Genomic DNA, 23,011 nt, shown 5'->3' on the forward strand with positions numbered 1-23,011 from the left:
TCACCGTCCGAGAGCGGGATAGTCGATCTTGCCGCTGGGCAGGACCGGCAGGGCGTCCACGCGCACGAACCGCAGCGATCCCGGCGGCACCCTCAGCGTCCGGCACAGCTCGCGCCGTACGGTCGAGAACTGCTCGTCGTCCCCCCACGCGCAGTAGATCCCCAGCTGATCGGGGGGCAGCGCGACGACGCCGACCGGACCGTGCTCCACGAGCATCTGCTCGACCTCGTCGAGGCCGACCCGGACGCCGGACAGCTTGGCGATGCGCTTGGTCCGGCCGGTGACGAAGAGGTAGCCGTCCTCGTCGAGAAAGCCCAGGTCGCCGGTGTCGAGGACGTCTCCGGTGACATCGCCGAGCGCCAGGTCGTCCCGGTTCTGCGCGTAGCCCATCATCACGTTGGGCCCGCGGTAGTGGACGGCTCCGGACTCTCCCGGGCGGGCATATCTGCCGTTCCCGGTGCGGACGAACAGCTCACCTCCCGGCAGGGCGGTGCCGACCGAGCCCAGCTTGTCCGGCAGGCGGTCCGGGTCCAGGCACGTCATCCGGGGAGCGGCCTCGGTCTGCCCGTACATGACGTAGAACCGGCCGCCGCGATCCCGCATCAGCTCGGCGAAGTACCGGATCAGCCGGTCCTCGAGCCGGCCACCGGCCTGGGTCAGCGTCTTGAGGTGCGGGAGCTCCATCGCCCCGAAACCGATCCGCCGCAGCGTGTGGAACGTCAGGGGAACACCCGCCATCGACGTGACGCCGAAGACCGACAGCGACTCCCAGAAGCCCGGCGACAGCAGGTCCGCCTTGCCGACCACCACGCCGGCGCCGGTGATCAGATGCGAGTGGAGCACCGACATCCCGTAGCTGTAGTGCAACGGCATGGACGTGTAGGCCCGTTCGGCGCGGGTGAGGCCCAGCGACTGCGCGATCGCCGTGGCGTTCGCGGCGACGTTCGACCGGGAGAGCCGCACGAACTTCGGACTGCCGGTGCTGCCCGAGGTCGTCAGCAACAGGGCGAGCTCGTCATGGAGCTGAGCGTCCTGGCCGCTCCGCTTCCACACACCCTCGGTGACCTCGGCGTACTCGCCGGGGAGCGGCGTGGCCCGGCCGGGCGGGTGGACGACGATCTCCGGCCGGTACGTCTCCAGCAGCCGGGCGGCGAGACTCGGGGCGAGCTCCGCGTCGAGCAGGGCGACCGCGTGGCCGTTCTCGACGCAACCGAGGTATCGCAGGACGGTCGTCACCGAGTTGTCCGCGAACAGGAAGACCAGCGACCGGTCGTGGCCGAGCAGCGGTTGCAACGCCGCGACGTGCCGGCGCAGGGCCGCGTAGGTTTCCACGTCGCCGGTGTGGGCGTCGATGAGCGCCGGGTGGGCGTCATCGTGGTGCAGGAGCACTAGGGCCTCATCTCACACGAGCATTCCGCCGTCGACCCCGAGCACCTGGCCGGTCACGTACGTGGACATGTCGGAGGCGAAGAAGAGCACCGACCGGGCGATGTCCTCCGGCGTGCCGGTGCGGCCCATCTTGATGCCGGCCGCGCGTTCCTCGAACTTCTCCGGTGGGAGGGCGCGCGTCATGTCCGTGTCGATGAAGCCCGGCGCGATGGCGTTCACCCGGATCTGGTGGGGCGCGAGCTCCTTGGCGGCCGACTTGGTCAGGCCGATCAGCGCGGACTTGGTGGCCGAGTAGACCGTCTGACCCTCGTTGCCGACCACGCCGATGATCGAGCTGAGGTTGACGATCGAGCCCCGCTTCTTGCGTTGCATCAGGCGCGCGGCCGCCTGGAGATGGTGGATGGCCCCGAACGTGTTCACCCGGAACGAGCGTTCGATCATGTCGTCGGAGACCATGCCGAGCAGCGCGTCGTCGAGGATGCCGGCGTTGTTGACGAGGACGTCCAGCCGCCCGTGCTCCCGGAAGATCAGCTGATAGGTCCCGCGGATCTCGTCCGGATCCGCCACGTCGCAGACGACGCCGGCGGCCGGCCGGGCGTAGGTGCTCTCCAGCTCGCCGGCCCGCGCCTGGACGGCGTCGGCGTCCGTACGGCCGTTGACGATCACGGTGGCGCCGTGCGCGGCGAGCAGCTGTGCGGTGCACCAGCCGATCCCGCGCGTCGAACCGGTCACCAGCGCGACCTTGCCGGTGAGGTCCAGCAGGTCAGTCAAGGTCCGCCCCGTGCCGCTGCAGGATCGTGACCGCCTCGGTGAAGCTGCTCATCGCCAGCACGTCGCTGGTTTCCAGCATGACGTCGAAGGTCTCCTCGATCTCGCCGACGAGCTGCATGTGGGCCACCGAGTCCCACTGCTCGACGCCGCGGTACCGCAGGGCGTCCCAGTCGGTGTCCGGGCTGATGCCGAGAACGTCGGTGAACACCTTCTTGAGCCGGTCGGCCGCCATCACCCGCGCTCCTTCGGCTCGAGGTGGTGATTCCTATGACCCAGGTTCTCCGTGGATCTCGGGGTGAGCAGACGTTTTGGCGGTTGAACAACGTCTTCGGATGGATCCCGGCCGTTCGCCCCATCTCGGCACTCGCGATGCGATAGGGGACTTGCGTCACCTGCGGTGCCGGGCCGGGGACCCGCGCCGGAAATCGTGTGGCCCGCCCCGAGGGAAACAGTTAAGTTTCTGAACTGTGCTCTGGACCGCCGACTTCACCCGCTTCTTCGTAGCCCGCTCGGTCTCCGCCTTCGGGGACGCGATGCTCATCGTGGCGGCGGCCCTGGCCATCGGGCAGGTCTACGGCGCGACCGGCGTCGGCGTCGTGCTCGCCGCGCACATGATCCCCTTCCTCGGGTTCATCCTGTTCGGCGGCGTCCTCGCCGACCGGATCGGGGCGCGCCCGCTGATGCTCGGCGCCGACCTGGTCCGCCTGCTCGCGCAGGGCGCCGTGGCTGTCGCGTTCTTCGCCGGCACCCCGTCGCTGTGGCTGCTGGTCACGTGTTCCGCGGTGAGCGGGGCCGCCGCGGCGATGTTCCAGCCCGGCGTGAACGGCATCGTGCCGCTGGTCAGCAGCGACCCGCACCGGGCCAACGCCACCATCCGGGTGGCGAACGCGATCGCCGAGATGCTCGGCCCAGCAGCCGCGGGACTGATCTTCGGCTTCTTCGGGGCCGGCCCGGTGTACGCGGTGGACGCCGCCACGTTCGCGATCAGCGCCGCCTGCCTGGCCGGGCTGCGCCTGGAGAAGGTGCCCCGGGTGGCGTCGTCGACCCTGCGGGACCTGGTCGCCGGCTGGCACGAGTTCCGGGCCCGGCAGTGGATCTGGAGCGTGATCCTGGTCTGGGTGTTCTACGGCATCTTCCTGTTCGGTCCGCTGATCCCGCTCGGCGCGGTCACGGTCAGCGCCGAACTGGGTGCCCCGGCGTACGGCTGGATGCAGTCCGCCCTGGGCGCCGGCACCGTGCTGGGTGGTCTGGCCGCGCTGCGGCTCAAGCCGCGGCGGCCGCTGGCCGCCGGCGCCGTCGGCATGTTCGGCTTCGTGCTGCTGCCGCTCGCCATCGCCCTGCACGTGTCGCTGCCGCTGCTGCTGGCCGCGGCCGCGGTCAACGGCGTGGTCTGGGCGTTCTGGTCGATCATGTGGCAGACCAGCGTGCAGACGCAGGTGCCGCAGCACATGCTGAACCGGATGACCTCCTACGAGGTGCTCGGCTCGACCGGCAGCCTGCCGATCGGGCAGGCCCTGGCCGGCCCGGTGGCCGGGGTGGTCGGCGCGGAACGGGTGCTGGGCGTGTCGGTGCTGGTCGGCCTGCTCGGGTCCACGGTGCTGCTGCTCGTCCCGGCGGTGCGCACCCTGGGCCGGGCCGCCGAACCGGTGCTCAGTCGCCCTTCACGTTGACCAGCTGGCGCAGCGTGTGCCGGATCTCGACCAGATCCTCGGCGTCGCGCATGACCACGTCGATCGGCTTGTACGCCTGCGGGATCTCGTCGAGGAAGGCGTCGGTGTCGCGGAACTCGATGCCCTTCATCGCCTCCCGCAGCTGCTCGCGGGTGAACGTCTTACGGGCCCGGGACCGCGAGTACGCCCGCCCGGCCCCGTGCGGCGACGAGTTCAGCGCCGTCGCGTTGCCCTTGCCGGTCACCACGTAGGACGCGTCGCCCATCGAGCCGGGGATCAGGCCGGGCACCCCGGCGGCCGCGTTGATCGCGCCCTTGCGCGACAGCCACACCTGTTCACCGAAGTGGGTCTCCTGCTCGGTGTAGTTGTGGTGGCACTGCACCCGCTCCAGCTCCCGCACCGGCGTGCCGGTGAACTCGGCGAAGCAGGCGACGACCCGGTCCATCATCTCGTCGCGGTTGGCCAGGGCGAAGCTCTGCGCCCAGCGCAGCTCGTGCAGGTAGGCCGCGAACTCCTCGGTGCCCTCGGTCAGGTAGGCCAGATCGCGGTCGGGCAGGCTGATCCGGCGCTGGGCCATCACCTCCTGCGCGACCCGGATGTGGTGGCTGGCGATCTTGTTGCCGACGCCGCGGGAGCCGGAGTGCAGGAACAGCCAGACCGTGCCGTCCTCGTCGTGGCACACCTCGATGAAGTGGTTCCCCGAGCCCAGGGTGCCGAGCTGCAGCTGCCAGTTCTTCGCGTAGCGGCCCGGGTCGAAGCCGGCGGAGGCGGCCAGCCGGTCGACCCGTTCGCGGGCCGAGCCGGTGAGCTTGGTGTTGTAGGCGCCGGCTGACAGCGGCACCGCCCGCTCGATCGCCAGCCGCAGCGGGCCGAGGCTCGGGCGCAGCTCGTCGCGGTGGAACTGGGTGCGCACGGCGGCCATCCCGCAGCCGATGTCGACGCCGACCGCGGCCGGGATGAGCGCGCCCCGGGTCGGGATGACCGAGCCGACCGTGGCGCCCTTGCCGAGGTGCGCGTCCGGCATCAGGGCGATGTGCGGATGGATGAACGGCAGCTGCGACGCCTTCTCGGCCTGCCGCAGGGTGTCCTCCTCGATCAGGCTGGCCCAGTTCACCAGGCGCTCGTTGATCCGCTGCATCCGTCTCGTCCCCTCCACCGGTTACGATCTCGCCCGATCCTTTCACCAGGGCCCGCGGGGAGGGCGCGGAAAGAGGGGTTTCGGCAAGGCCGTCGATGGGTACGCGTGCGGCGCGCTGATCAACAGCAGCGGGAACATCTGTGGAGGGAAGTGGGTCCATGTCGTTCGACTGCACCATCGAGCGCACCGGCGACACCCTGGTCGTCCTGCCGGAGGGTGACCTGGACATGGACAACGCGGCGGTGCTCCGTCAGGTGTTGCAGCAGGTGCTGGACCGCCGGGACACCGCTCACATCGAGGTCGACATGTCCTCGGTGACCTTCCTGGACTCGTCCGGGCTGGGGATGCTGGTGGCGGCCCGCCGGGCCGCCGAGGCGCAGGGCGCCACCCTGCGGCTGCGGTCTCCCGGGCCGATGGTGCGCATGGTGCTGGAGGTGACGAACCTTTACGGTGAGTTCGTCGTCGAGGAGCCCGGAGAGCCGGCGCCCGCCTAGGGGAGAGGGACGCGGTGTTCCGGCTGGAGCCAGGATCGACCGGCTTCGGGGCCGGCCGGGAGCCGGAGCTGCCCCGGATCGACCTGCGCGGTTTCCGGACCGGCTGCCACCTGGCGGCGCGTGCCGCCGGCGGAACGCTGGAGGGGATCACCGAGCGGACCTATCCCGGCACGTTTCACGCCGCGGTCGTCACCACGGCCACCGAGCGGTTCAGGATCCTCGGCCACGCGCATCACCCGTGGGTCGCGGTCACCGAGGACGGCACCGGGAATTGGGCGGACCCCCGGGTGTTCGTGGATCCGCCGGCCTGGACCGGCGTTTTCGGCGACCTGGGATTCACCGTGCTCAGCCGGGCGGTGCTCGGCGCGCCGCTGAGCGACGTCGACACCTCGGCGCTGCGGTGGCCGGACTGGACACAGATCCGCTCGTGGAAGCCGGAGACGGTCGGCCGGACGATCTTCAACTGCTGGGACTGAGTCAGGCGACCAGCGCCCACTCGTCGCGGGAGCGGTGCACCGCGCGGCGTGCCCCGTAAAGCTCCTCGACGAGGGCACGTGCCCAGCGCATGCGAGGGGCGGCGGTCTCCGGGTGATCGCCGTATTCCGAGGCGACGTCGGCGGCGCAGCCGCGAACCCCACCGTGGGCGCGCACCGCGCGCGCTGGATCTCGGTGTCGACGACGGCGTAGGACGGGCTGGAGCCGGTCGAGAGGTAGCTGGTGAACAGGGCCTCGGCGCGAGCGGCGGTGAGCATGGTCATCGTGATCTCCTCCTCCGGATTACTGCTTCTGTGAGTAGGACCAGCGAGCTGTGGTGGACTCATCGCTCACGCTATGCCGGGGGTACGACATTTTTCGGCGCTCAGATCCAGCCGTGCTTGCGGGCGATCCGGGCCGCCTCGTGCCGGTTGACCGCGCCGACCTTGCCGGCCGCGGAGGAGAGGTAGTTGCGCACGGTCCCCGGTGACAGCGACGCCCGCCGGGCGATCTCCTCCACCGGCGCGCCCTCGGCGGCGAGCTGCAGCACGTCCGCCTCGCGGGCGGTCAGCGGGCTGTCGCCGGCGCTGATCGCCTCGGCGGCCAGCTGCGGGTCGACGTAGCGGCCGCCGCCGTGCACGGTACGCACCACCATGGCCAGGTCGTCGGCGGAGACGGTCTTCGGCAGGAAACCCCGGACGCCGGCCGCGAGGGCCTGCTTGAGGTGGCCGGGCCGGCCGTGACTGGTGACGATCATGGTGCGGCAGTCGGGCACCTCGGTGAGCAGCCGGGCCGCGACGGCGACCCCGTCGAGGTCGGGCATCTGCAGGTCGATCACGGCGACGTCGGGGCGCAGCGCGCGGGCCGCGGCGATCGCCTCGGCGCCGGTGGCGGCCTGACCGACCACGGTGATGTCGTCCTCCAGAGCGAGCAGGGCGGCGAGCGCGCCGCGGATCAGGTGCTCGTCGTCGGCGAGAAGGATCCGGATCACGGGTGTGCGACCTCCACGGGCAGCCGGACCTCGACCCGGAAGCGGTCCGGTGGTTGGCGGTCGGCCGAGACGGTGCCACCGACGGCGGTGATGCGCTCGGTGAGCCCGGTCAGGCCGTTGCCGTGCCGGACCCGTCCGCCGCCGGCGCCGTCGTTGGTCATGATCAGAGACACCGTACCGTCCGCTGTCCGGTTCAGTTCGATGGTGCACTCGTGCGCCTCGCTGTGGCGCAGCACGTTGGTGGTGGCCTCGCGGACCGCCCAGCCCAGCGCGGACTGCGTGCGGGGCTGGAGCCCGCCGGCCGCGCCGATCACCCGGCAGGTGATCCCGGCGGCGGTGAGCAGGGACCGGGCGCCGGCCAGCTCCTCGTCGAGCTGGGCGGTGCGCAGCCCGCTGACCACGGCCCGCAGCTCGGCCAGGGAGTCCTGGGCGATGCGGCGCACCTCGAGCATCTCGCCGGCCGCCTCCGGGCGGCCACGGCTGCTGAGCTTCGCGGCGAGTTCGGCCTTCAGCGCCACCACGGACAGGGCCCGCCCGGCCACGTCGTGCAGGTCCCGGGCGAACCGCAGCCGCTCCTCGGCCACCGCCAGCTCGGCCCGCACGTTCTGCGCGTCGTCGAGCTGCCACACCAGATCCAGCATCCAGGCGGTGGTCCGGCTGGTGAAGATCCCCGCCCCGACGACGAACAGCAGGCCCAGCTGCGGGAAGAACTTGTTGCCCTCGTGCAGGATCTGCGGCGCGGCGCCCACCAGCCAGCCGGCGAGCGCCAGCCAGGTCACGGTGAGCGTGGACACCATCGGGGCGATCGCGGCGAGGAACGAGGTGAGCGTCACCACCACCATGAACGCGAAGCCCGGCTCGGCGGCGTCGTACGCCGGCCAGCCCGCCGCGACGGTCAGCACGCCCAGCACCACGACGACGATCATCAGCCGGGTCGGCCGCGGCCGGCGGCCCAGGCGGTGGTCGAGCGCGGCGTTCAGGAGAAAGGCCGCGGTGATCGCCTGAGCCGTCCCGAGGCCGACGCTGATCAGTGCCACCGGGCCGAGCGCCGATCCGAGCCACCCCCCGATGGCGAGCGGGACCGCCGCGTACAACACGTACATGGAGCCCCGCAGGTACCAGTCCACACGGGACGCCCGGCTCAGTGCCACCATCGATTCCGTCCCTCTAGCGCCGGGGTTCCCAGCGGAACCGCCGCCGGACCGCGACCACGCCCACAATGATCCACGCCACCAGGATCCCGGCCGGGATCAGCGCGTCGTCGAGCACCCCCGTGAATCCCTCCGCGGCGGACGTGCCGGTGGTGCCCAGCCAGCCCAGCCGCATCAGGTCGACGACCGGGGTGAGCGGCAGAGCGCGCAGCACCGCGACCAGCGCGCCGGGCGCGTCGTCGAGAGTCGTGTAGATCATCGAGCCGATCAGGCAGGCCAGCATCACCGGCAGCGTGGTGACCTGCGCCGCCTCCGTGGTCCGGGTGAACTCCGTGGACATCGCGGCGAGCAGCACGAACACCACCACACCGCCGAGGGCGCCGCCGAGCAGCAGGAACACATTGACCGGTACGGGCAGACCGAACAGCACCGCACCGGCGGCGACGAAGACGGCCATCTGCAGCAGCGCGACGACGATCATCGGGCTGGCGATGCCGGTGAGGATCTCGGTGTCGGACAGCTCCCCGGAGCGCAGGCGTTTGAGCATCAGCTCCTCGCGCCGGCTCACATAGGTGGTGACCAGGTTGTAGTAGACGGCGGCGAGCAGCACGTAGCCGAGCAGCGAGGTGACCACCGTCCCGGCCGCGGACTCGCCGGAATCCTCGATCCCGGAGCCGGAGACCGCCACGGCCAGCAGCAGTGGCAGGACGAGCGCGCTGAACATCGCGCTGCGGTTACGCCCGAACAGCCTCAGCTCCGCGACGCTGACCGAACGGAACCGGTTGAGGCGGATGGTGCTCATGCCCGTACCTCCAGGGGGTTGTCGTGGTCGGCGACCGCGAGGAAAGCTTCTTCGAGCGAGGCCGGCCGGGCCTCCAGGCCGGCGAGCTCGACCTGGTGCCGGCGTGCCCAGCCGAGCAGCTCGGTGAGGGTGTTCTGCAGGGCGTCGGTGCGGATCGTCACCGGCCGGCCCGGCTCGGCGCGATCCGGCCCGGAGCGGGCGCCGGGCAGCGGCGGCAACCGGTCCGCGCCGATCCCGCCGGGCAGCCGGAAGGTGATCCGCGCGGGCAGGCCCGCGACGACCTCGGCGGGGGAGCCGGCCGCCACGACCACGCCCTCGTGCATGATCACCAGCCGGTCGGCGAGCTCCTGCGCCTCCTCCAGGTAGTGCGTGGTGAGCAGCACGGTCACCCCGTCGGCCAGCAGGTTGCGGACCATCCGCCAGGCGTTGCGGCGGCTCTCCGGGTCCAGGCCGGTGGTCGGCTCGTCCAGCAGCAGCACGGCCGGGCGGCCCAGCACGGCCAGGGCGAGATCCAGGCGGCGGCGCTCGCCGCCGGAGAGCTGCCGGACGCGTACGCCGCTGCGATGCTCCAGATCGACGAGTTCGAGGGCCTCGGTGACCGGGCGCGGATCGGTGAGGGTGCCGGCCCACATCGCCGCCGTCTCGGTGACCGTCAGGTCGGGCGGGAAGCCACCCTCCTGCAGCATGATGCCCAGCCGGGGCCGGACCGCGGCCCGCTCGCTGTGCGGGTCGTGCCCCAGCACCCGCACCGTGCCGGCCTGCGGGCGGCTGAACCCGGCGACCAGCTCCATCGTGGACGTCTTGCCGGCGCCGTTGGTGCCGAGCAGGGCGAACAGTTCGCCGCGGCGCACCTCGAAGGAGACGCCGCGGACCGCTTCGAATCCGTGTGCGCCGCCGTACCGGCGGTGCACCGCTTCCACCTCGACCGCTGCTGCGGTGACTGATGCGTTCATGCCTTCGAGTCTCGGCGAGCGGCAGCGACCGGGGCAGTGCCGTCACACACCGGTCTCGATGACCGCCGCACGCTCCGGCAGTGACAAATGTCAGTGCCGCGCGGCCCAGTCGCAGATCGCGGCGAGCGGCTCCTGCAGGGACTTGCCGAGAGCGGTCAGCTCGTACTCGACGTGCTGCGGCGGCGACTCCTTGAGCACGCGGCGGTGCACCAGCCCGTCGCGTTCCATCTCGCGCAGCGTCTCGGTCAGCACCTTCTGGCTGATCCCGGCAACGCGGCGGCGCAGCTCGGCGTGCCGCTGCGGCCCGGCCAGCAGCGCGTAGATCAGCAGCACCCGCCACTTGGAGGCGAGCCGCTCGAGGGCCTGCCGGGTGGTGCAGCCCTCCTCCAGCACGTCCGGAACGACCAGCGCCATGAGCTTCCCCCGGGATCCGTCGAAGGGCACCGCGAAGTGCCTTCTGTCCGACGCGCGGCGCGCGGCCTAGCGTCGAGTCGAACGATAGACGTCGAGAGGAAACCGCCGTGGAACGAGTCACCTTCACCGCCGACGGGATCACGCTGGCCGGGCACCTCGCCGTCGCCGGCGACGGCGCTCCGGCGGTGGTCCTCACCGGACCCTTCACCGGCGTCAAGGAGCAGGTCACCGGGGGATACGCGGCGCGGCTGCGCGAGCGCGGCATCACCACGCTGGCCTTCGACCATCGCGGTTTCGGCGAGAGCGGCGGGCGCCGGGCGCACGAGGACAGCCAGGGCAAACTCGCCGACCTGCGCGCGGCGGTCTCGCTGCTCGCCGCGCACCCGGCGGTGGACAGGGCCCGGATCGCGGCGGTCGGCATCTGCCTGGGCGGGGGATACGCGGTCCGCGCGGCCGCCGCCGACCCGCGGATCCGCGCCGTCGTCGGCATCGCCGGCGCCTACAACAGCCCGGCCCGGTTCAGCGCCGGCGACCCGGCCGGCTACCGCCGGGCCCTGCGCTCCTTCATCGAGCGCTACGACGAGGAGTTGCCCGCGGTCGCTCCCGGCGGCGGCACGGCGGCGATGCCCGGCGACGAGCCGTACGCCTACTACGGCACGGCGCGCTCGGCGGCGGCGCACTGGGAGAACCGGGTCACCCACGGCTCGCTGCACGCGCTGATGACCTTCGACGCCCTCGGCGCGGCGCCCCTGCTCGGCGAGACCCCGCTGCTGGTCGTGCACGGCCGCACCGACGACTACTGCTCCCCGGAGCTGGCCGCGGCCGTGCACGCCGAGGCGGCCGGCCCCAAGCGGATCCACTGGCTCGACGCCAAGCAGCACATCGACCTGTACGACGTGGAGCCGTACGTCACCGAGGCCGCCGACACCGCCGCCACCTTCCTGCACGCTTCGCTCAGCCGTGCAGGCGGGCGAGCCGGCTGATCGCCGCCGCGACCTCCTCGTCGAGGGCGGTCAGGGTGCCCGCCTGCTCCGCGGTCATCGACTGCGCCTGCGCGGTCGTCGTGTCGATGTCGGTGATCGCCGCGGTCATCGTCGCCATGATGGCGACGACCGCCTCGATGTGCGCGTTCAGCTCGTCCAGCGTGACGCTGATCGTCTCGGTGGATTCGGCGGTGGTCGCGGCGAGCGTCTTGACCTCGTCGGCGACCACCGCGAAGCCGACGCCGGCCTGACCGGCGCGGGCCGCCTCGATGGTGGCGTTCAGGGCGAGCAGGTTGGTCTGCTTGGCGAGGCCGCCGATGAACCGGGCCACCTCGTCGACCTTGCGCAGGCTGTCGTGCAGCGTGCCGACCGCCTCGCCGGCGGTCGCGTTGCCGGCCAGCAGGCGAGCGGCGGCCGCGCGTACGTCAGCGACCTGCCTCTCGATGCGCGCCGCCGCCGAACCGACCGTGCCGGCCCGCTCGGAGACGCCGGTGAGCTGCGCGCTGACCATCGTGGACGTGCCGGTGACCAGCTCCCGCGCGGCCTCCTGGGCAGCCTGCTGGGCCGCGGTCTGCTCCTCGTGCGCGCGGCGCAGCTCCGCCTGCCGCTGCTCCTGCTCGGTACGCAGCAGCTCCTCGTTCGTGCTGATCTTGTCGAGCATGGTGTCGACCGCCTTGCCGAGCGCCGCGATGTCGTCCGTGCCGGTGGCGTTGATCCGCAGCGTGTGGTCGCCGGAGGCGATGATCTGCTCGGTGGTGTGCCGCAGCGGCCGCACCCGGTTGCGCAGCGCCCGCCGGGTGGACCAGCGCATCAGCAGCACCAGCGCCACGGTGGCGACCGCCATCAGCGCGAACAGGCGCTGCGCGGTGCTGGTCGCCGCCTGGTACATCGGGCGCGGCTGCACCGCCTCCAGGGTCAGGGTCGCGCCGTCGACGGTGGCGATGCCGGCGTCGACCGCGATCCGGTCGTCGCCGAGCACCGCGGTGTGCACGTTCACCGGGCCGGCCAGGCTGGTCAGCGCCGGCTGCGCGGTGGCGCCCGGCCGGGTGCCGCCGACGGCCGTGACGGTCAGGCCCAGGTCGGCGCCGAGTGCGGCGAGGCGTTCCGCGGAGAGTTGCTTGAGCAGCATCAGCCCGCCGGACGGCTCGCCCTCGCCGCTGCTCGGGAACGCGCCGAGTCCGCAGAACAGATATCCGCCGCCGGCCGCGAGCAGCCCGCAGACCGCGGTGCCGGCCGGGGCGTCCGCGTCGTAGAGACGCTTGAGCAGGGCCGGGTCGGACAACTCGGCCGGTACCGCGGTGAACTCGTCCCCGCCGCTGGTCAGCCCGCCGACGCGCAGCGTGCCGTCCGGCCCGACGCCGAGGATGCCGTCCAGGTCGTTGTCGGTGTGCTGGGAGGCCGGCGGGAAGTCCGCGGCGAACGCGTCCCGGTCGCCGCGCGCCACGTCGAGGTGGCTGTTGTCCCAGATGCTGTTGGTGACCCCGAAGACGGTGAGCAGGCGCGCCTGGCCGTCCAGCCCGATCCGGATCCGGTCGGCGTCCTGCGCCACCTGCCGAGCCTCCAGGTCGTCGAAGGCGGACGTGGCGACCTGCCGCAGCAGAAGGAAGCCGAGGACGCAGACCACGAGGGCGCCGAGAACCGGCCCGAGGCGGCGGAGAAGTCGCATGGGCACCCGATCGGCAACCCGGTCAAGGGTCTGAGCTTTACCGCTGTGGCGTGCGAGACATCACCTCGCCATCGGCGAGCCGCAACCCTGAGGGGGACGCCTCCGGGCGCTCCCGGATGTCCACAGCCGACGGTGAGCGGTTGGCTTGATCCATGAGACGAGCATTCCTGAGCATGGCGACGGCGCTGGCGGTGCTGGCAGCGCCGGCCGCGGCCGCCGCCGCGCCGCACCATCCCCTGCAGCGCGAGCTGGACGACGTGGTGGCGGCCGGCGCGGTCGGCGCTTCCCTCGAGGTACGCGACGAGCACGGCACCTGGCGCGGCACCAGTGGTGTCGCGGCCCTCGGCACGAGCAGGCCGGTCCCGGCGCACGGGCGGTTCCGGGCCGGCAGCATCACCAAGACGTTCCTCGCGACAGTGGTGCTGCAACTCGCCGCCGAGCGGAAGCTGGGGCTGGACGACCCGGTGGAGAACTGGCTGCCCGGCGTCGTCCCGAACGGTTCCGCGATCAGGCTGCGGCACCTGCTGAACCACACCAGCGGGCTGCCCGACGTGCTGCCCGTGGTGCCGAAACCGCCGTCGGCGGAGTTCTTCGCCAACCGGTGGCGCACCTGGACCGCCACCGAGCTGATCCAGCGGGCCCTGACCCAGCCACCGGATTTCCCGAAGCCGGGTTCCGCGTACCGGTACTCGAACACCGGATATCTGCTGCTCGGCCAGGTCGTCGAGAAGGCGGGCCGCGGCTCCTACGGCGACCAGATCGAACGGCGCATCATCCGGCCGCTGCGGCTGCACGGCACCACGATGCCGGGCACGTCGCCGTGGATCCGCGGCCCGCACTCGCGCGGTTACGTGCCCGGCCCGGACGGCCTGGTCGACCTCACCGAGATGAACCCGTCGCTGTTCGGCGCGGCCGGCGAGATGATCTCCACGGCGGCGGACCTGCGCCGGTTCTTCGACGCCCTGCTCGGCGGGCGCCTGCTGCCCGCCCACCTGCTCGCCGAGATGCGCGAGCCGGGCGTCGAGGGCTCCCGGCACGGCCTCGGGCTGGCCCGGCACGTCACCGTCTGCGGCGTCGAGCTGTTCGGCAACGACGGCGACGCCCTCACCTACCAGACCTGGTCCTACGGCACGGCGGACCGGCGCCGCCAGGTCACCGTGGCGATCACGCCGAACTTCCGCGGTGACCCGGACGACGCCGTCGACGCCCTGCTCGATCAGGCGTTCTGCTGACGCACCGCCGCGTGCAACTCGGCGGCCCGGTCGATCAGCTCGTGCACGTCGCGGGTCGCCGCCGGCAGCGTCACGTAGACATGGTCGGCGCCGGCCTCGGCCAGCGCCGCCACGTCCTCGGCCAGCTGGGCGACATTCCCCGCGTACGGCGGGCGGGGCTGCTCGGCCGACTCGGTCAGGTCGCCCGTGCCGATCTGCACCGTGCAGGTGATCTCCCGCGGGTCGCGGCCGTTCTCCTCGGCCATCTCCCGCAGCCGGCGCAGCGTCGCACCCACCTGCGCCGGCGGGACGGCCGTCGGCAGCCATCCGTCGGCCCGCCGCGCCACCCGGGCCAGGGCGCGGTCGGAGCTCGCCGCCAGCAGCACCGGGATGCGCCGGGCCGGCTTGGGGCCGATGTCGGCGGGCGCCACCTCGTAGCGCCGGGTCTTGAAGCTGACCGGGTTCGGCCCCCACACCTCGGCCGCGATGTCCAGGAAGTCGTCCAGCGCCCGGCCCCGCTCGCGCAGCGGCACCTCGGTCGTGGCGGCGAACTCGTCCGGCGACCAGCCGGCGCCCAGGCCGGCGATCACCCGGCCGCCACTCGCCGAGTCCAGCGTCGCCAGCTGCCGCGCCAGCCGCAGCGGCAGGTGCAGCGGCACCACCAGCACGCCGGTGCCCAGCTCGATCCGCTCGGTCACCGCGGCCGCCATGGCCAGGGTGGTCAGCGCGTCGGTGACGCCGCGGTAGACGTCCGGCCAGGGCAGGCCGGGCACGCCGTAGAGCCCGTGCGGGCCGCTCTGGTCCTCCGGAACCAGGACCCGCTCGAAGGCCCACAGACTGTCGAAGCCGATCTCCTCCAGGGCGCGGGCGGCGGCGACCACGTCCTTGCCGGGGGTGTAGTGCTGGAACTGGGGCAGGCTGACACCGAGTTTGACCATGGCCCCACGATTCCACAAAAGACAGACGATTGCGGTGCCCGGCGTCACCGCAGGGCACGGCCGGTGAGGGTGTCCGGGATGCCGGCGACCGGGCCGGCGTAAAGCACCCGGCCGCCGTGCCGGCCCGGCCCCGGGCCGAGGTCGACCAGCCAGTCGGCGTGCCGGACGACCTCCCGATGGTGCTCGATGACGACCACCGTGTGCCCGTCGCCGACCAGCCGGTCCAGCGCGTGCAGCAGCACGCCGACGTCGTGCAGGTGCAGGCCGGTGGTGGGCTCGTCCAGCACGTACAGGGTGGGGCCGGCCGCGTCGCGCAGCTCCTTGGCGATCTTCACGCGCTGCGCCTCGCCGCCGGAGAGGGTGTTCATCCGCTGGCCCAGCCGCAGGTAGCCGAGGCCGATCTCGTCCAGCTGCCGCAGGGCCCGGGCGATCGCCGGATCCGGCAGCCGGTGCACGGCCTCGGCGATGGTGATCTCGTCGACGTCCGCTATGGACAGCCCGTCGACCCGGTGCCGCAGCACCTCGGCGGTGAACCGGCGCCCGCCGCACACCTCGCAGACCGTCTCCTGGCCGGCCAGGAACGCCAGGTCGGTCACGATCACGCCGCGGCCGTCGCAGGCCGGGCAGGCGCCGGCCGAGTTCGAACTGAACAGCGCGGCCGGCACCCGGTTGCGCGCGGCGAACAGCCTGCGGATCGCGGCGGCGATGCCGGTGTACGTGATCGGCGTCGACCGGCTGTTCGTGCTGACCGGCCGCTGGTCGATCACCACGGCGTCGTGCCGGGCCACGAGGTCGGCGGCCAGGCTGGACTTGCCGGAGCCGGCGACCCCGGTCAGCACGGTCAGCACGCCCGCCGGCAGGTCGACACTCACGTCGCGCAGGTTGTTGCGGTTGGCGCCGGTGACCGGGATCGTGCCGCGCGGCGAGCGGGGGCGGCGGTCGCCGTTCGGCGGCTGGGCCAGGGCGGCGCCGGTCGGTGTGCCGGCCCGGGTCAGCTCGGCGAACGTGCCCTGGAAGACCAGGGCGCCGCCGTTCTCGCCGGCGCCCGGCCCGATCTCGACGATCTCGTCGGCAACCGCCATCACCGCCGGGTCGTGCTCGACCACCAGCACGGTGTTGCCGGCGTCGCGCAGCCGGAGCAGCAGCGCGATCATCGCGTCCACATCGGCCGGATGCAGGCCGGCGGTCGGCTCGTCGAACACGTACAGCATCTCGATCAGGCTGCTGCCGAGATGCTTCACGGTCTTGACCCGCTGCGACTCGCCGCCGGACAGGGTGGCGGTGGCCCGGCCCAGGTGCAGGTAGCCGAGACCGATCGCGACCATCGCGGCCAGCCGCTCCCGCAGCGACTCGACCACCGGCAGCGTCGCCGGGTCGCGGATGCCGGCGACCCATTCCACCAGCTCGGTGATCTCCGTTCGGGCCAGCTCGGCGATGGTACGGCCGGCGACCGTGGCGGTGCGGGCGGCCGGATTCAACCGGTCGCCGCGGCATTCCGGGCACGACTGGGACCGGGTGAAACGGGCGATCACGTCGCGTTTGCGGTCGGACAGCTCGGCGGTGGTGTGCAGGTAGATCCGCTCGAACCGCTGAACGACACCCTGGAGAAGAGTCTCGCGCTGCTCCGGTGTCCAGTCCCGCAGCGGGGTGTCCTTGCCGGTGCCGGCGTACTTGCTCTGCCAGTAGCCGCCGTCGCCGAAGCCGGGCAGCCGGATCGCGCCGTCGCGCAGCGACCGGTCCAGGTCGAGAACCCGGTCCACGTCGGTGACCACCGTCTCGCCCAGGCCGGAGCAGACCGGGCACATGCCGGCCGGGTCGTTGAAGGAGAACCGGTGGGACTCGCCGACGTGCGGGGTGCTCAGCCGGGAGAAGAGCAGCCGCAGGTGGCTCCAGGCGCCGGTGACCGTCCCGACCGTGGACCGGGCGTTGCCGCCGAGCCGCCGCTGGTCGATCACCACCACCGGGGACAGCCCGTCGATGCGGGCCACGTCCGGCCGGCGCCACCGCGGCAGCCGGTTGCGGGTGAACGGCGGGAACGTCTCGGACAGCTGGCGGCTCGCCTCCGCCGCGATGGTGTCGAACACCAGCGACGACTTGCCGGATCCGGACACGCCGGCGAACACCACGAGCCGCCCGCGGGGCACGTCCAGGTCGAGCGCCTTCAGGTTGTTGGTCCGGGCCTGGCGGATGCTGATCGTGCGCTGCGGGGAAGACATGCGCCGACGCTACGAGCAGATGTGGCCGGAAAATGACCGCGATTACCGGCAGACTGCGGGAATGGCCGACGTCACGCAACGCGTCCTCGCCCTGCTGGCCACCCTGCAGACCGGGCGGGCGTTCAGCGGCGACGAGCTCGCCGGCCGGCTCGGCACCAGTCCGCGCACGCTGCGCCGCGACATCGAGAAGCTGCGCGGCTACGGCTACCCGGTCCAGACCCAGCCCGGCCCCGGCGGCTACTACCGGCTGTCCCGCGGCACCGTCATGCCGCCGCTGCTGCTCGACGACGAGGAGGCGGTGGCGGCCATGCTCGGCCTGGCCACGCTCGCGGCGTCGGGCAGCGCCGGCAGCGGCAGCGTCGACGACGCGGCGGCCCGCGCCTACGGCAAACTCGACCAGTTCCTGCCGCGGCGGCTGCGGCACCGGGTGAGCGCCCTGCGGTCCGGCCTGGAGGCCGGCCGCACGCCGGCGCCGAGCACCAGCGCGGCCACCATGAGCCTGCTCGCCGAGGCGATCGCCCACCGGCATCAGATCACTTTCCGGTACGCGGGCGAGCTGCGCCGGGTGGAGCCGTACCGGCAGTTGCACCTGCGGCTGCGCTGGTATCTGCTCGCCTTCGACACCGGGCGCGACGACTGGCGGGTGTTCCGCATCGACCGGATCACCGACCCCGTCGACACCGGCCATCCCTATGCCGAGCGGCCGCTGCCCGCCCGGACCGGTCTCGACTACCTGCGGCAGGGCCTCGGCAAGGACAGTCAGCGGGTGGTGCTGACGGTGCACGCGCCGCTCACCGCCGTCGCCGACGCCCTGCGCCACCACGAGGCCGACCTGACGGCACTGTCCGCCGACCGCACCCGCGCCGTGGTGACGGTCGACGCCTGGCAGTGGCTGCTGCCCGGTCTGGCCTTCCTCGACGCCGACGTCGTCGTCCACTCACCCGCTTCGGTGCGCGCCGCCTGGCTGCGCTTCACCGCCCGGATCACCTAGTCGCCGGCTGCCTTCATCGGCTGCCTTCGCCGGCTGCCTTCACCGGCTGCCGGAGGATGGTGCGCCGCTTCTCCGCCGCGACCTTGCGAGAGTCGCTGAGGTAGATCTCGTGATGCTTCCCGGTCATCGTCAGGCCCTGCCCGGGGATGACATCGTGGTGCAGCCGCTGCAGCACGTCCGCCTCGTCGTCGAAGGAGCCGACGTGCAGCGTCTGCACGCAACAGCCCTCGGACAGGGTCTCCAGCCGGACGTCGCCGAGCCGTGCCGGTCTGTTCTTCGCCCCGGCGCGCTCGACGGCGGCGGCGACCATGGCGTCGTCGATCCAGTCCGGCACCATCAGCATCATGGTCCAGTCCCACCGGGACTTGTCGCGCGCCGTGGTGAACGAGTCCATGTCGTCGGCCCACCACAGGCCCTCCAGCGGCGGGACCGTGTAGTCCCGGCCCAGGTCGTTCTTGCTGGCGAACTTCATCCGGTACGCCACCGGGTAGAGCGCCTCGACCGCCTGGGTGAACTCGGGCGACGTGTTCGGATCGCCGTGGCCGTCGATCATCAGATAGCGCAGGGCGGGCACCTCCAGGATCCGGAACTCACCCCGTCGCGCCCGGTAGCTGTCGAGGTCCTTCTTGAAGTCGGTCTTGAGTGTCATCGGGCACCTGGACTCGGGAGGCGAGCCACTGCCTTTCTGCCTCCAGGAGGCTCAGCGAGAACGAGAACACCTCACGCGCCGCCCGCGGGAGGGGACCCTGCACGTGCTGCGCCGCCCGCACCGCGGCGATCCGCGCCTCGATCTTCCCGAGTCGGTCACGCAGCGCCTGCGCATAGTCCTGATCGGACAGCAACGGCAGGTTGGCCACACCCACCAGCAGTGGGTTGGCGACCGGCATCGGCTCGGCGACGAGGGCGAGGGCCGTGCGTGCCGCGACCTCGCGCCCGCTCTGCGTGGCGTGGAAGACCCGGCGGGACTTCCCGGTCGCCGGCCCGTGCGGCGTGTGGAGCAGGCCGCGTTTCTCCAGCTTGGCGAGCAGGTAGTAGATCGACGAGAAGCCGATGTCGGTCCACTGCCGGATGCCGCGCTGCTCGATGACCCGCTCCAGGTCATAGCCGTGCTGCGGCCGCTCGATGATCAGCCCCAGCACGGTCAGCTCGGCGGATGTCAGCTCCACGGCGCTATTCTAGCACTAGAATATAAGCGCTGGTTCCGCGGTCCCGGTCGAGGCGCCCCGGCTTCTCCGGACGGGCCGCTCTGCGGGACCCTGCTGACCGGCACCGTCGCCGGGGTGCTGCTGCTCGGCGTCATCCAGACCTGATCAACCAGGTCGGCAACGTGAACAGCAACTGGCAGCAGGTCATCAGCGGCACGTTCCGCGCGCTGATGGTGGTGGCGCCGACCTGCCTGGTGCGGTTACGCCGCGACGCCTGACGGCGGGACCAGGGCGGCGAGCGCGCGGGCGGACCAGTCCCGGTAGCGGTCGACGGTCCAGCCGCGGCCGTGGACCAGCAGCCCGTACTGCAGCGGTGAGCCGACGGTCCACAGGACGTCTCGCATGTAGGCGATCGCCTCCGGGTCGGTGACGCCGAGCCGGCCGGCCAGCGTGGCGGCGAGCTGCCCGGCGCCGGTCAGGCGCTGCGCCTCGATCAGCCGCTCCAGCTCGGCGATCTCGGGATCGGCGTCCGCGGCGCGGTGCACCACCGAGTAGATGCCGTAGGCCCGCTGCACGACCTCGGCGTAGGCGTCGGCGAGCCGCTCGAAGGCCTCGGCCGCGGTGGGCGCCTGGTGCACGAGCAGCATGGCCGGCCGCTGGGCGAGCGGGACGTCGTCGCTGTCACCGGCGATCGCGGTGTCCACTGCCTGCCTCAACAGATTGATCTTGGAGCCGAAGCCGGCGAAGACGGTCCGCCCGGAGACTCCGGCCGCGGTGGCGATCTGCTCGATCGCGGTGGCGGCATAGCCCTGCTCGACGAAGAGCCGCCGTGCGACCTCCAGGATCCGCTCCCGGGTCTGGCGAGCCTGCAACTGTCGGCTTCTGGCGTCGTAGCGGCGGGGCGCGGTCATTCGCTTACTCTAGCCTGCATTGGATTCAGTTCGACTGAAGCGAAAGGACACCACCATGCGTCTCGCCTACCGGACCGCGGGCGACGGGCCGTCGGTTCTGCTCATCCACGGCGGCGCCGAGGACGCCACCATGCTCACCAGGCAGGCCCGGGCCATCGCCGCCCGCGGTCGCCGGGTGATCTGGTACGACCGCAGGGGCACCGGCGGCAGCACCCGCGACGACTGGCCCGGCTCCGGCGCCGACCAGCACGCCGACGACGCCGCCGCGCTCCTGCGTGAGCTGGACGCGGCGCCCGCCACGGTGCTGGGCTTCAGCTCCGGCGGGATCGTCGCTCTCGCCCTGGCCGCCCGTCACCCCGGCCTGGTCGCCGAGGTGATCGCCTGGGAGCCCCCGGCCGTCGGCATGCTGCCCGACGGCGAGCAGCTGCGGGTGGCGCTGCACGAGCCCTACGAGCGGCACCTGCGCGAGCATCCGGGCGACTGGCGCGGGGCCTATCACGTGCTGCTGCGAACCCTGTCCCAGGGTGCCGCGGACCTCGACTCGCCGACGGTCCGGCAGGCCGAGGCGAACGCCGAGGCGATCCTGCGTGACGACGGCCCGCTCATCACGGCCCGCACCTTCGGCGCCGGCGAGATCCCGGCCGGCCGTGCCGTCGTCGCCCTGAGCGAGACGCCCCACCCGCTGCACCAGGCCATCGGTGACCGTCTCGCCGAGGTGACCGGGCGGCCGCCGCTGACCGTGAAGGGCGCCGGCAGCCACGAGGTCTACCTGGAGAGTCCCGAGGTCATCGCCGGCTTCCTGGCGCGCCGGGAGCACCCGTCCGGCTGAACCGGCCGGGACGCGATCCATGATCGGCCGCCGTCGTCGTCCGCATCGCACCCGCGCTGGCGGCGACGAACAGGGCCAGCACCACCGGGATCCACAGCGCCGCGGGCAGGCCGACCACCGTGGCGACCGCGCCGATCAGGATCGGGCCGAGCAGGAAACCGGCGTAGCCGATGCTCACCACCAGCGACAACGCGCGCCCGGCCCGCTGCGGGTCCAGGTTGCCGGCGGCCGAGAAGACCTGCGGGGCGATGCAGGACAGGCCCACGCCGAGCAGCCCGAAACCGGCCACGCCCGCCCACGGATGGTCCAGCACCAGCGCGGTGCCGAGACCGAGGGCGGCCAGCGCGCCGCTGAGCCGGACCAGCAGCACCGGGCCCAGGGCGGTGACCAGGCGGTCCCCGAAGAGCCGGCCGGCCGTCATCATGATCGAGAAGGCGGCGTAGCCGTACGCCGCGAACCCGGTCGACGCGCCCAGGTTGTCGCGCAGGTAGACGGCGCTCCAGTCGGCCGCCGCGCCCTCGCCGACCAGCGTGCACAGCACCAGCACACCGAAGAAGACCAGCATCAGCGACCGCCCGCCCGGGCGTGCGCCGTCCACCTCCGGGCCCGGCTCCCCGGCGGCGGCCGGCGCGCCCGGCAGCAGCCAGCGGGACGCCCAGGCCGCCAGCACCAGCACCGCCGCGCCGACCGCGAGGAAGGTGGTCCCGACGCCGACGCCCCGGTGGGCGAAGACGCTGCCGGTGATCGCGCCGAGGAACCCGCCGATGCTGTAGATCGCGTGGAACGACGACATGATCGGGCGGCCCCAGGCGCGCTGCACCTCGATCGCGTTCGCGTTCATCGCGATGTTCAGCGTGCCGTGCGCCGCACCGAACGCGAACAGCGCGATGGACAGCGCGACGAGGCCGCCGCTGAACCCCGGCGCGATCAGTAGCAGCCCTTCCAGGAAGGCCGCCGGGATCAGCACCCGCGAGCTGCCGAACCGGTCGGTCAGCCGGCCCAGCGCGAGCATGCCGAGGATGCACCCGGCCGCGAAGGACAGCAGGGCGAACGTCAGCCGCCCGTCGCTGAGACCGAGATTCTCCTTGACCGTCGGAATGCGCGCGGTCCACACGCCGAGCGCCGTTCCGAACAGGAGGAAGACCAGAGAGGTGGCGATGCGTGCCCGGCGGATGTCCATGTTCCGATCACGCTAACGCCGCCGGGGGATCGTGCACCATGGATGCCGGTTCCGGAACCGGCGGCCTGCCCGGCGCGTCACCGGTAGGGCAGCGGCGCGTCGCCGTGCTCGGTGGCGACCACGTCGAGCCGCGGGTCGGCGACCAGCCGCTCGATCAGGGCCGCGTCGCCGCCGATGCCGGCCCAGTGCGGATCGACGTCCCTGGCCACGCACCAGGCCCGGTCGGCCGGCCAGACGAACGCCGGCTCCTCGTCGTCGAGATCGTAGTGCCCGGGCCAGCCGGCGGCGGCGCCCCAGTTGCCGGCCTCGGCCAGCGGTCCGCGGAACAGCCAGTAGTCGCGGGCCGGCACCTCCAGCTTGGGGGCCTCCGCGACGGTGACCCGGGGCACCGCGCGGGCGAAGCCGTCCCAGACCGCGAAGTAGCAGTCGCCCGGGGTCGTCGTCGCGGTGGCCAGCACCTCGAACAGCCGGGGCAGCTGCTCGTCGCGCCACTCCTGCCCCTCGGCGTCGTTCTCGTTCTGACCGGAGCGCACCGGATCGGGCAGGAACCGCAGCCGCGCGTAGGCGCCGAAGCCGGCGGGCCCGAAGGTCACCAGGTCGTTCCAGGGCAGCTCGCTGCCGGCGATCCAGTCGGCGGGGGAGAGGTCGGTGCAGAGGGTCAGTGTCACGGTCAAGGTTCTACCGCACGCCGGGT

Annotated in this window: 25 protein-coding genes; 7 read left to right on the forward strand and 18 right to left on the reverse strand. The window is 72.5% G+C overall.

Annotated features, from left to right (window positions below):
- The 3 genes from AB0F81_RS20810 to AB0F81_RS20820 are packed head-to-tail and all read right to left on the reverse strand — an operon-like array spanning position 1 to position 2,392.
- A complete protein-coding gene (locus tag AB0F81_RS20810) occupies positions 1-1,389 on the reverse strand; it encodes an AMP-binding protein (RefSeq protein WP_360199582.1) in 1,389 nt (462 codons plus the stop codon).
- 12 nt (positions 1,390-1,401) lie between these two features.
- Positions 1,402-2,160 (reverse strand): SDR family NAD(P)-dependent oxidoreductase, encoded by a 759-nt coding sequence (locus AB0F81_RS20815; protein ID WP_360199584.1) that lies wholly within the window; start codon positions 2,158-2,160, stop codon positions 1,402-1,404.
- Positions 2,153-2,392 carry an acyl carrier protein gene (locus AB0F81_RS20820; protein WP_360199646.1) on the reverse strand — a complete coding sequence of 80 codons (240 nt, stop codon included), beginning with the start codon at positions 2,390-2,392 and terminating at the stop codon, positions 2,153-2,155. The genes AB0F81_RS20815 and AB0F81_RS20820 overlap by 8 nt, the downstream gene beginning before the upstream one ends.
- 235 nt (positions 2,393-2,627) lie before the next feature.
- On the opposite strand from AB0F81_RS20820, the gene AB0F81_RS20825 reads away from it, so the two are divergent.
- On the forward strand, positions 2,628-3,830 hold the full coding sequence (locus tag AB0F81_RS20825; protein WP_360199586.1) for an MFS transporter: 1,203 nt from the start codon (positions 2,628-2,630) through the stop codon (positions 3,828-3,830).
- Here AB0F81_RS20825 and AB0F81_RS20830 read toward each other — a convergent pair.
- Positions 3,811-4,968: an RtcB family protein gene (locus AB0F81_RS20830; protein WP_360199588.1), complete on the reverse strand. Its 1,158-nt coding sequence runs from the start codon at positions 4,966-4,968 to the stop codon at positions 3,811-3,813. The genes AB0F81_RS20825 and AB0F81_RS20830 overlap by 20 nt on opposite strands.
- 158 nt (positions 4,969-5,126) lie before the next feature.
- Between AB0F81_RS20830 and AB0F81_RS20835 the strand changes: the two genes are divergently transcribed.
- Both AB0F81_RS20835 and AB0F81_RS20840 read left to right on the forward strand, forming a co-directional pair.
- Complete coding sequence (locus AB0F81_RS20835) at positions 5,127-5,462, forward strand: STAS domain-containing protein (RefSeq protein WP_360199590.1); 336 nt, start codon at positions 5,127-5,129, stop codon at positions 5,460-5,462.
- Positions 5,463-5,476: 14 nt separating this feature from the next.
- Entirely contained in the window at positions 5,477-5,938 is a 462-nt protein-coding gene (locus AB0F81_RS20840; RefSeq protein ID WP_360199592.1) for a hypothetical protein, read from the forward strand.
- Between the two features lies 1 nt (position 5,939).
- Here AB0F81_RS20840 and AB0F81_RS20845 read toward each other — a convergent pair whose 3' ends face one another.
- From AB0F81_RS20845 to AB0F81_RS20870, 6 genes are all read right to left on the reverse strand, one after another.
- Complete coding sequence (locus AB0F81_RS20845) at positions 5,940-6,113, reverse strand: hypothetical protein (RefSeq protein ID WP_360199594.1); 174 nt, start codon at positions 6,111-6,113, stop codon at positions 5,940-5,942.
- A gap of 208 nt (positions 6,114-6,321) precedes the next feature.
- A complete protein-coding gene (locus AB0F81_RS20850) occupies positions 6,322-6,927 on the reverse strand; it encodes a response regulator transcription factor (RefSeq protein ID WP_360199596.1) in 606 nt (201 codons plus the stop codon).
- Positions 6,924-8,081, reverse strand: coding sequence for a sensor histidine kinase (locus AB0F81_RS20855; protein WP_360199598.1), 1,158 nt, complete (start codon positions 8,079-8,081; stop codon positions 6,924-6,926). Before AB0F81_RS20855 ends, AB0F81_RS20850 begins: the two co-directional genes overlap by 4 nt.
- A 13-nt stretch (positions 8,082-8,094) precedes the next feature.
- Positions 8,095-8,880: an ABC transporter permease gene (locus AB0F81_RS20860; protein WP_360199600.1), complete on the reverse strand. Its 786-nt coding sequence runs from the start codon at positions 8,878-8,880 to the stop codon at positions 8,095-8,097.
- The gene (locus tag AB0F81_RS20865) at positions 8,877-9,833 is read right to left on the reverse strand and encodes an ABC transporter ATP-binding protein (protein WP_360199602.1); all 957 of its coding nucleotides are present in this window, start codon (positions 9,831-9,833) and stop codon (positions 8,877-8,879) included. Before AB0F81_RS20865 ends, AB0F81_RS20860 begins: the two co-directional genes overlap by 4 nt.
- A gap of 90 nt (positions 9,834-9,923) precedes the next feature.
- The gene (locus tag AB0F81_RS20870) at positions 9,924-10,247 is read right to left on the reverse strand and encodes a helix-turn-helix domain-containing protein (protein WP_360199604.1); all 324 of its coding nucleotides are present in this window, start codon (positions 10,245-10,247) and stop codon (positions 9,924-9,926) included.
- A 107-nt stretch (positions 10,248-10,354) separates the two neighbouring features.
- Between AB0F81_RS20870 and AB0F81_RS20875 the strand changes: the two genes are divergently transcribed.
- A complete protein-coding gene (locus AB0F81_RS20875) occupies positions 10,355-11,230 on the forward strand; it encodes an alpha/beta hydrolase (protein ID WP_360199606.1) in 876 nt (291 codons plus the stop codon).
- On the opposite strand, the gene AB0F81_RS20880 is transcribed toward AB0F81_RS20875, so the two are convergent.
- Positions 11,202-12,896 (reverse strand): methyl-accepting chemotaxis protein, encoded by a 1,695-nt coding sequence (locus tag AB0F81_RS20880; protein ID WP_360199608.1) that lies wholly within the window; start codon positions 12,894-12,896, stop codon positions 11,202-11,204. The genes AB0F81_RS20875 and AB0F81_RS20880 overlap by 29 nt on opposite strands.
- Positions 12,897-13,048: 152 nt before the next feature.
- Between AB0F81_RS20880 and AB0F81_RS20885 the strand changes: the two genes are divergently transcribed.
- Positions 13,049-14,128 (forward strand): serine hydrolase domain-containing protein, encoded by a 1,080-nt coding sequence (locus AB0F81_RS20885; protein WP_360199610.1) that lies wholly within the window; start codon positions 13,049-13,051, stop codon positions 14,126-14,128.
- Here the strand turns inward: AB0F81_RS20885 and AB0F81_RS20890 are convergent.
- Together AB0F81_RS20890 and AB0F81_RS20895 are read right to left on the reverse strand one after the other, a co-directional pair.
- Positions 14,113-15,045, reverse strand: coding sequence for a TIGR03619 family F420-dependent LLM class oxidoreductase (locus AB0F81_RS20890; RefSeq protein ID WP_360199612.1), 933 nt, complete (start codon positions 15,043-15,045; stop codon positions 14,113-14,115). The genes AB0F81_RS20885 and AB0F81_RS20890 overlap by 16 nt on opposite strands.
- 44 nt (positions 15,046-15,089) lie before the next feature.
- A complete protein-coding gene (locus tag AB0F81_RS20895; RefSeq protein WP_360199614.1) occupies positions 15,090-17,261 on the reverse strand; it encodes an ATP-binding cassette domain-containing protein in 2,172 nt (723 codons plus the stop codon).
- Between the two features lie 61 nt (positions 17,262-17,322).
- On the opposite strand from AB0F81_RS20895, the gene AB0F81_RS20900 reads away from it, so the two are divergent.
- Positions 17,323-18,252 (forward strand): WYL domain-containing protein, encoded by a 930-nt coding sequence (locus AB0F81_RS20900; RefSeq protein WP_360199616.1) that lies wholly within the window; start codon positions 17,323-17,325, stop codon positions 18,250-18,252.
- Between the two features lie 13 nt (positions 18,253-18,265).
- Here the strand turns inward: AB0F81_RS20900 and AB0F81_RS20905 are convergent, their stop codons facing one another.
- From AB0F81_RS20905 to AB0F81_RS20915, 3 genes are all read right to left on the reverse strand, one after another.
- Complete coding sequence (locus AB0F81_RS20905; protein ID WP_360199618.1) at positions 18,266-18,901, reverse strand: GyrI-like domain-containing protein; 636 nt, start codon at positions 18,899-18,901, stop codon at positions 18,266-18,268.
- Positions 18,843-19,418: a PadR family transcriptional regulator gene (locus AB0F81_RS20910; RefSeq protein WP_360199620.1), complete on the reverse strand. Its 576-nt coding sequence runs from the start codon at positions 19,416-19,418 to the stop codon at positions 18,843-18,845. Before AB0F81_RS20910 ends, AB0F81_RS20905 begins: the two co-directional genes overlap by 59 nt.
- Before the next feature lie 239 nt (positions 19,419-19,657).
- The gene (locus tag AB0F81_RS20915; protein WP_360199622.1) at positions 19,658-20,308 is read right to left on the reverse strand and encodes a TetR family transcriptional regulator; all 651 of its coding nucleotides are present in this window, start codon (positions 20,306-20,308) and stop codon (positions 19,658-19,660) included.
- Positions 20,309-20,363: 55 nt separating this feature from the next.
- Here AB0F81_RS20915 and AB0F81_RS20920 point away from each other — a divergent pair, with 55 nt between their 5' ends.
- The gene (locus tag AB0F81_RS20920; protein ID WP_360199624.1) at positions 20,364-21,137 is read left to right on the forward strand and encodes an alpha/beta hydrolase; all 774 of its coding nucleotides are present in this window, start codon (positions 20,364-20,366) and stop codon (positions 21,135-21,137) included.
- On the opposite strand, the gene AB0F81_RS20925 is transcribed toward AB0F81_RS20920, so the two are convergent.
- Positions 21,094-22,317, reverse strand: coding sequence for an MFS transporter (locus AB0F81_RS20925; protein WP_360199626.1), 1,224 nt, complete (start codon positions 22,315-22,317; stop codon positions 21,094-21,096). The genes AB0F81_RS20920 and AB0F81_RS20925 overlap by 44 nt on opposite strands.
- Before the next feature lie 77 nt (positions 22,318-22,394).
- Positions 22,395-22,985: a hypothetical protein gene (locus AB0F81_RS20930; RefSeq protein ID WP_360199628.1), complete on the reverse strand. Its 591-nt coding sequence runs from the start codon at positions 22,983-22,985 to the stop codon at positions 22,395-22,397.
- Positions 22,986-23,011: the final 26 nt, after the last annotated feature.

This window comes from Actinoplanes sp. NPDC024001 (assembly GCF_040638955.1).
In the GTDB taxonomy this organism is placed as follows: Bacteria; Actinomycetota; Actinomycetes; order Mycobacteriales; family Micromonosporaceae; genus Actinoplanes.